We start from the raw sequence: 7,567 nt of genomic DNA on the forward strand, positions 1-7,567 counted from the left end.
AGGGCTGCGCTCCCGGCGCCGCCGCCCCGGGCGGCCGGCTGCTCGGCCACCTCGACCTGGTGCACGGGGCACGGCCGTTCGGTGATCTGGTCGTCGACGCCCAGCGGTTCCTGGACTGGTACCGGGTCGGCGGCTTCTACCTCGGCCGCTGCCCCACCGAGCGGGCCGGCCTCCCGGCGGTCCGTCGGCTCACCGCCACCCTGCGCGAACTCGTCGCGCAGAGCGAGGCCGTCCGGGGCGGGCCGGACGGCGACGGCGGACGGATCGTGCTGGGGCTCGGCACCCATCCCTACCCCGGCTACGCCGAGGCCGCCGACCAGCTCGTCACCTTCCGGGGGTCCTGGCCCGACTACCGCTGGTCGCAGGTGGCCCAGTGGACCGCCGAGTACCCGCCCGAACGGTTCGCGCACTTCGTCCACGGCGTCCCCCGTACCCACCTGGACGAGGCCATGCGCATCGCGCGCTGGCAGGGCGCGGGCACGATCTTCTTCACCGACCGGGACGGCCGCAACCGACAAACCGATCCATTCGCGGCACTGCCCGGCTACTGGGACGAAATCGTCTCGCGGATCGGACCGGGTATCTCGGAATGAGCGGGGGCGTGGCAGTGTTACCGGGAGAACAACCGTACGTAAGTGAAGTACGTAGAAACCGACCACCTGCATTGTTGAGGTTCCTGTGTCGCTGCCACCCTTGGTCGAGCCGGCTGCCGAGCTCACCGTCGATGAGGTCCGCAGGTACTCCCGCCACCTGATCATCCCGGACGTCGGGATGGACGGACAGAAGCGGCTGAAGAACGCGAAGGTGCTCTGTGTGGGCGCGGGCGGCCTCGGCTCGCCCGCCCTGATGTACCTCGCCGCCGCCGGTGTCGGCACGCTCGGCATCGTGGAGTTCGACGAGGTCGACGAGTCGAACCTGCAGCGCCAGATCATCCACAGCCAGGCCGACATCGGCCGCTCCAAGGCCCAGTCGGCCAAGGACTCGGTGCTGGGCATCAACCCGTACGTGAACGTGATCCTGCACGAAGAGCGGCTCGAAGCCGAGAACGTGCTCGAGATCTTCGCCCAGTACGACCTGATCGTGGACGGCACGGACAACTTCGCCACCCGCTATCTCGTCAACGACGCGGCCGTACTGCTGAACAAGCCGTACGTCTGGGGCTCCATCTACCGGTTCGACGGACAGGCGTCCGTCTTCTGGTCCGAGCACGGCCCCTGCTACCGCTGCCTCTACCCGGAGCCGCCCCCGCCGGGCATGGTTCCCTCCTGCGCCGAGGGCGGGGTGCTGGGCGTGCTCTGCGCGTCCATCGGCTCCATCCAGGTCAACGAGGCCATCAAGCTGCTCGCCGGTATCGGCGACCCGCTCGTCGGCCGGCTGATGATCTACGACGCGCTGGAGATGCAGTACCGCCAGGTCAAGGTCCGCAAGGACCCCGACTGCGCGGTCTGCGGCGAGAACCCGACCGTCACCGAACTCATCGACTACGAGGCCTTCTGCGGCGTCGTGTCCGAGGAGGCGCAGGAGGCGGCGCTCGGCTCCACGATCACTCCCAAGCAGCTCAAGGAGTGGATCGACGCCGACGAGAAGATCGAGATCATCGACGTCCGCGAGCCGGGGGAGTACGAGATCGTCTCTATCCCGGGCGCCAAGCTGATCCCGAAGAACGAGTTCCTGATGGGCAACGCCCTTCAGGACCTGCCGCAGGACAAGCGGATCGTCCTGCACTGCAAGACCGGTGTCCGCAGCGCCGAGGTCCTCGCGGTCCTCAAGTCGGCGGGCTTCGCCGACGCGGTGCACGTGGGCGGCGGCGTGATCGGCTGGGTCAACCAGATCGAGCCGTCGAAGCCGGTCTACTAGACCGAACGCCGTCAGGTACGGCCCGCACGGCCCGCACGTCGAAAGAGGGGCCGCGCCACGATCACCGTGGCGCGGCCCCTCTTTCGCGTGCTCGTGCCGTGCTCTGCTCAGGACGTGCCGGACCGTGTCAGGACGAGCAGGTCGAGCCGTCCGCCGGGACCTTCCCGTCCAGGAAGTAGGAGTCCGTTCTCGCGGTCACGCAGGTGCCGTTGCCGTAGGAGCCGTGCCCCTCGCCCTTGTTGGTGAGCAGTACGCCGACGCCCTTGCCGAGCTCCGTCGCCATCCGCCGGGCCCCCTCGTACGGGGTCGCCGGGTCGCCGGTCGTCCCGATCACCAGGATCGGCGCCGCGCCCGGGGCGCTCGCCTCCGGGGTGTCGTGCTCCCCGGTCACCGGCCAGTTCGCGCACCAGCCGGCGGTGTCCCAGGCGAGGAACGGGCCGAACACCGGCGAGAGCTTCCGGAACTCCGGCAGCAGCGCCGACGCCTCGTCGCCGGTCGGCCGCTGGGAGCTGTCCGCGCAGGAGATGGCCCGCTGGGACTGAGCCTGGGGGTCGTAGTGCCCGTTCTCGTCCCGGCCGTTGTACGAATCGGCCAGCGCGAGCAAGGTGGTGCCGGTGCCGTCGTTCTCCGCCTCGTCGAGCGCCTGCGTCAGCGCCGGCCAGTTGCTCTCCGAGTAGAGGGGAGTCACGATGCCGGTGATGGCGAGCGATTCGCTGAGCATGCGTCCCGAGTCGGTCGGCAAGGGGTTCTTGTCCAGCTTCGCGAGCAGCCGGGCGATGCGCGCGGTCCCGGTCTCGGGGTCCTCGCCCCGGGACGTGAGGTAGTTCTCCAGCGCCCGCTGGAAGCCCGTCGCCTGGTTCCGGGCGTGCCCGACGGCGTCCGCCGTGGGATCCACGACCGCGTCCAGCACCACCCGGCCGACGTTCTCCGGGAAGAGGTGGGCGTACGTGCCGCCGAGCTCCGTACCGTAGGACATGCCGAAGTAGTACAGCTTCTTGTCGCCGAGTACCTGACGGATCAGGTCCATGTCGCGGGCGGTGTTGGTGGTCGTCAGGAACGGCAGGATCCTGCCGGAGCCCTTCTCGCAGCCGGCGCCCATGTCCGCGCCGTCCTTCAGGAAGGCGGCCCTCTCCGCCGGGTTGTCCGGTGTCATGTCGACGCGTTTCAGGGCCGTTTCGGTGTCCCTGTCGTTCCGGCAGCTCACCCCTTCACTGCTCGCGACCCCGCGCGGGTCGAAACTCACCAGGTCGTAGCGGGAGTTGAGGGTGGAGTACCCGGTCGCCGCCTGGGGTAGGATGCTCACCCCGGAGCCGCCCGGGCCGCCGAAGTTGAAGAGCAGCGAACCGATCCGCTTTCCCCGGTCGGTTGCCTGACGCTTGATCAGGGCGATGCTGATCGTGTCCCCGTCCGGCTTGCGGTAGTCCAGTGGCACCCGCACGGTGGCGCACTTCCAGTGGCTGTCCGGGGCGCTGCCGCCCTCGGGGGCCCCGCACTTCCTCCAGTCGGCCTTCTGCGAGGTGAGCGCGGTCGGCAGCCCGGTGGGCGCGGCGGTGGCGGTCGCGGTCGCGGCCGGACTCCCGGTCGCCTCACCGGCCTTGTCGGCTCCGCCCGGGGCCGCCGATTCGGTGGAGCCGTCGCAGCCCGCCAGCGCGACAGCGGTCAGCAGCGCCGCCCCCGCCAGAGCCGTGGCGCGGCGAGCGCGTGGGTGCATGTGCATGGTGTCGTCGTCCTCCCCGGCGCCGGGGCGGTGCGGCCCCGGCACGACATGTGTGCGGCCACGGTAGTTGAGCCGTGTCCGCCGCCGGGAACCCAGGCGGAGGCCGGCGCCGGTCTCGGGACGGGTGGGCGCGCATGCCCCGGTGTCGCGCAGGGGCGGCCGGTGCCCACGAGCCATCACGCCGGGTAAACGGTCGGGCCTGTTGGCCGTGGACTGGCATGATCACGCGGTGAGCGATGCGAGGCTGCCGGCCGCAGAGGCCGTCGAGGCACATGTCCGAGCGTTCTTCGACGGGCATCTCGTGGAGCCTGTCGCCTGCGACCTCGGGCCGGAACGGCGCGAGGCCGTGCCCGGCCTGAGGGTCCTCGTCGTGGGCCCCGGCCCACGCGGCGACAGCTGGGCCTATGTGACCTCAGGATGCTGCGCCGTGACGGAGGGGGGCCAGGGGCTCGAGTTCGTCATGACCGCCCCCGCCCGCGATCAACGGTTCGTCGACCTCATGGCCATGATCGCCTTCTACCACTGCGGAGGGCATCGGCTCGATCTGGAGCACAGCATGCCGATCGGCGAACCATGGGTGCCGGGCTCGGCCTGCGACCACCTGCTGATCAGCCTGCCCTATCTTCACGGGCCCGGTCTTGAACACTGTCCGCTGCCCGGAGGGCACGCCCGCATCCTGTGGACCCTGCCCGTGACGGCCGCCGAAATCGAGTTCCGCAGACGCGAGGGTCATGAGGCGCTGGAGCGACTCTTCGACGACGCCGGGATCATTCCCACCGATCTCCTCCGGGCATCGGTGGTGTGAGGCGTCGGTCAGGAGACCGTTCACCGCCCGGGCGGCCCGTCCGTTCGGCCCTCCGCCGACGCTTCTTCTCCACCGCTCGGGAGCGGCGCGACGTGGACCGAAACCTGAGTCGTCCTTCCGACGGTGTACCGGGCTTCGGCGAGATCCGCGACCAGGCCCCGGAGGACGTCCAGCGCCATCCGGAAATCGCCCTCCGTCTCCGCGACGGGCCGGGCGTCAGGCCGGACGATGACCACGCGGGGGGTTTTCAGCGCATGAAGTCCGCCCCGGACCGAATCCGAGAGGGCCTCCCACACCTCGCGGAAGGTTCCGAGCGGCGGGTCCAGGGGAAGCGCCTCCCGCACCGCCTCGAAGAACGCCCCCTTGTCGGTACGCCCGCCGGTGGAGAGCGTGAACACGGGAACGCCCCGGCGGGCGGCCTCCTCGACCACCCCGGGAATGTCCGCACCGGAAACCTCGTGGAAGCCCCTGGCCATCGTCATGCACGGAACCGTACGCGTACGGCCGCCACCGGCCCTTGCGCGCCGACGGGCGGGCCGTACGCCTACCGCTACAACTGTCCCTTGCGCGCCGGCCGGGCCGTACGCCTACCGCTACAACTGCCCCTTGCGCGTCAGCTGGGTGAAGCAGATCCAGCCGGGCAGCACCGGCAGCCACAGCGTCATCACCCGGAACAGCAGCACCGCGGGAGCGGCGACCTCACTGGGGAGCCCGACCGCGATGAGGCCGATCGTCAGCGCACCCTCCACCGCGCCCATACCGCCCGGGGTGGGCGCCGCCGACCCCAGGGCGTTGCCCGCGAGGAAGACCACCGCGACGCTTGCGTACGACAGTTGCGGCACGTCCGGCCCGCTGAACGCCCGGATCGAAGCGTCCAGGCAGAGCACGAACAGCACCGTCAGCAGCAGCATGCCGCCGATGCCGGTGGCCAGCTTCTGCGGGCGCTGCACCACGTCCAGCATGCGCGGCACGACCCCCGCGAAGAGCGACCGCACCCGCGTCACCACGAACTTCCGCAGGAACGGGATCGCCGTCACCACCAGCACCAGCACCGCGACCGTGAGCAGCCCGGCGATGACCGTACGGGACGGGGTCAGCGAGTCCGGCGTCTTCTCCGTACCCGTCAGATAGCCGAACAGGGCCAGCAGCAGGATGTGACAGCCCAGCCCGAACAACTGCGAGGCCCCCACGCTCGCCACCGCCAGACCCGGCCGCACCCCCTGGCGCTGGAGGAAGCGGGTGTTCAGCGCCACCCCGCCGACCGCCGCCGGAGCCACGATCTTCACGAACGACCCGGCCACCTGTGCCAGCACCGTGCGCCGGAACGGCACCCGCTCGGGCACGAAGCCCAGCAGGCTCATCGCCGCGGCCACGTAACTCAGCGCCGAGAACCCCAGCGCCGCCGCCACCCAGCCCCACTCGGCCTCCTCCACGACCGTGCCGAAGTCGGCCTGGGTGATCTGCGAGATCACGAAGTACGCGGCGATGGACCCGGCGATGAAGCTCAGCAGGGTGCGCGGCTTGATGCGCTCCAGCCGGACCGGTTCGACCGGGGCCTGCGGGCGGATCAGCAGGACCTCACGGCGGATCTGGGTGAGCAGGTCCTCCTCGCGGGCCTCCTCCCGTGCCTCGTCCAGGGCCCGCTTCTCGGCCTGCTTCTCCGTGCGCTGCGACTTGCGCTCCGTCTTCCGGTCGGCCGGCGAGGCCATCGTCGAGGACGCGGACTCCGCCCGGTCCCGGCGCGCGGCGTCCGAGGCCTCCAGCGCCGCGTCGCGCTCGCGCTGCGCCCGCTCGCGGGCGAGCCTGCGCAGGGTCGCCCGGGTGGAACGCGTCAGCGCGATCGGCTGGAGCAGCGGCAGACACCCGGCCACCGCGTCCGGGCCCAGCACGGCGAGCGCACCGGCCACCGAACGCTCGGCCCCCACCCGCAGACCGAGCGTGGTCAGCAACTGGGCCACGTCCATCCGCAGGATCAGGTCGCCGGCCGCGATCTCGCCGCCGCGCAGATCGGTGACGTACACCTCGCCCGAGGCGTCCACCAGGATCGCGTCGCCCGCGAGCCTGCGGTGCGCGATCCGCCGCGACTGGAGCGACCGCACCTGCTCCCAGGCGCCGCGCACCAGGTCGTCGGTGATCTCCCCGTCTTCCAGGGAGTCCAGCGACCGCCCGCCGATGTGCTCGTACACCAGCATCACGGCGTCCGGGCCCAGCTCGGAGGTGGCGATCAGCTTCGGCGCGTTGGCCCCCGCCGCGATGGCGGCGTACGCGAGCAGCGCCTCCTGCTCCAGGGCCTGGCGCAGCGACTGGATGGAACGCCGCTGGGTGATGCTGCGCAGGGTGAGCCGCCGCCAGGCCCGGTAGAAGAACCCCTGGGCCTGCTGTTCGCGGTCCACGACCGTCACGTCGAGCGGCGGGCCGTCTTCCAGGGTGACCAGGTAGCGGCGCCCCCGGTCGTTCTGGTCCGGGTTCTCGGGCGCCGCCTCGTCGGCGCGCAGCGCGGCGACCGGCCGGAAACCGACGTGCCGCAGTCCGGCCATCAGATGCTGGCCGGTGGGCCGGACGTTCGGGGAACCGACCCCGTACAGCGTTCCGTACGCGACGGTCCAGCCGATCAGCACGGTGAGGACGATCGAGAACGGGGTGGTGTACCCGCCGACCAGCATGGCGAACGCGTCGAGCAACAGCACCACCCAGAGCACGACCCGCCAGCGCGGGCGCCGGGCCATGCCCACCGCCGTCATGTACGCGATGACGGGAGCGAGGTAACCGTGCACCGGGTCGGTCAGCGCGTGACCGGGCTGCTGCTGGGTCAGCGCGTCCTGGATCGAGCCGGGGGCGGACCGGGAGACCCACAGATCGGTGGCGAGCGTCACCCCGTGCGCGAGCACGGCGGCGAGCACCCCGTCCGCGATGCGCAGCCCGTCGCGTTTGATCAGACGTTCGATGGCGAAGGCGACCGGGACGAGCAGCACCGCGATGCTCGACACCAGCCCGGCGACCTTGATCAGGAGGTCGGGCGCCTGCTCGGTGCCCCGGGAGATGTCGTCCTCCAGGCCCGTCGTGGTGCCCTGCGCGAACGCGGCGACGGCCAGCAGCACCGCGATGGCGAGCACGCCGACGAGCAGGCGCAGCAGGTCGGACGGGCGGTGCACCCGGGCCGCGAGCAGCGGTTCGTCGCCCGAGACGCG

General features: G+C 71.2%; 6 protein-coding genes. 3 read left to right on the plus strand and 3 right to left on the minus strand.

The window, feature by feature from the left end; all coding sequences use genetic code 11:
* Together ACWD3D_RS30435 and moeZ are read left to right on the plus strand one after the other, a co-directional pair.
* Nucleotides 1–593: spherulation-specific family 4 protein (locus ACWD3D_RS30435; RefSeq protein WP_451463973.1), on the plus strand; the 593-nt coding region annotated here is incomplete at its 5' end.
* An 85-nt stretch (nt 594–678) separates the two neighbouring features.
* Nucleotides 679–1,857, plus strand: coding sequence for an adenylyltransferase/sulfurtransferase MoeZ (gene moeZ, locus ACWD3D_RS30440; RefSeq protein ID WP_451463974.1), 1,179 nt, complete (start codon nt 679–681; stop codon nt 1,855–1,857).
* A gap of 127 nt (nt 1,858–1,984) precedes the next feature.
* Here the strand turns inward: moeZ and ACWD3D_RS30445 are convergent, their stop codons facing one another.
* Nucleotides 1,985–3,574: an alpha/beta hydrolase gene (locus tag ACWD3D_RS30445; RefSeq protein ID WP_451463975.1), complete on the minus strand. Its 1,590-nt coding sequence runs from the start codon at nt 3,572–3,574 to the stop codon at nt 1,985–1,987.
* A gap of 229 nt (nt 3,575–3,803) precedes the next feature.
* On the opposite strand from ACWD3D_RS30445, the gene ACWD3D_RS30450 reads away from it, so the two are divergent.
* Complete coding sequence (locus ACWD3D_RS30450) at nt 3,804–4,379, plus strand: suppressor of fused domain protein (protein WP_451463976.1); 576 nt, start codon at nt 3,804–3,806, stop codon at nt 4,377–4,379.
* 20 nt (nt 4,380–4,399) lie between these two features.
* On the opposite strand, the gene ACWD3D_RS30455 is transcribed toward ACWD3D_RS30450, so the two are convergent.
* Both ACWD3D_RS30455 and ACWD3D_RS30460 read right to left on the minus strand, forming a co-directional pair.
* A complete protein-coding gene (locus ACWD3D_RS30455) occupies nt 4,400–4,861 on the minus strand; it encodes a barstar family protein (RefSeq protein ID WP_451463977.1) in 462 nt (153 codons plus the stop codon).
* 111 nt (nt 4,862–4,972) lie between these two features.
* A partial coding sequence (locus tag ACWD3D_RS30460) for a lysylphosphatidylglycerol synthase transmembrane domain-containing protein (protein WP_451463978.1) occupies nt 4,973–7,567 on the minus strand: 2,595 nt, incomplete at its 5' end.

Source organism: Streptomyces sp. NPDC002690 (assembly GCF_053592415.1).

Bases quoted from the DNA above. Each gene is read 5' to 3' on its own strand.
- ACWD3D_RS30445 (WP_451463975.1), bottom strand. From the start codon at position 3,574: ATGCACATGCACCCACGCGCTCGCCGCGCCACGGCTCTGGCGGGGGCG.
- ACWD3D_RS30455 (WP_451463977.1), bottom strand. From the start codon at position 4,861: ATGACGATGGCCAGGGGCTTCCACGAGGTTTCCGGTGCGGACATTCCC.